Source organism: Bacillus sp. SIMBA_026, from assembly GCF_046535335.1.
Lineage (GTDB): Bacteria > Bacillota > Bacilli > Bacillales > Bacillaceae > Bacillus > Bacillus velezensis.
This window is the reverse complement of sequence record NZ_JAWRWX010000262.1, coordinates 1-262: the sequence shown is the minus strand read 5'-3', so window position 1 is coordinate 262 and position 262 is coordinate 1. Positions and strand designations below refer to the sequence as shown.

General features: G+C 61.8%; 1 pseudogene. It reads left to right on the top strand.

Annotated features, from left to right (window positions below):
* Positions 1–43: 43 nt before the first annotated feature.
* Positions 44–262: pseudogene (locus tag SB847_RS21410) on the top strand (hypothetical protein); the annotation flags it as partial.

Below are 262 nucleotides of genomic sequence, written 5' to 3'. Positions count from 1 at the left end.
CGATGAAGCTTGGCACGACGCCGTTGCCCGGGTAAATGCCCTCTTGGACCAGGTCAGTACACCTGTGGCGCAGCCGGTGTCCGTCCTCCAGGGCACAGCCTTGGACTTCGCATCCAGCGTGCAGGAACGCTGGGATGAGGCCAAGTACTTGGAGGCGATTGATCGGGGCAAGGAAGCAATCGTCGACGGCGAAGTCTTCCAGGTGGTCATTTCCCGCCGCTTCGAGATGGAGTGCGCGGCTGATCCCCTGGACGTCTATCGG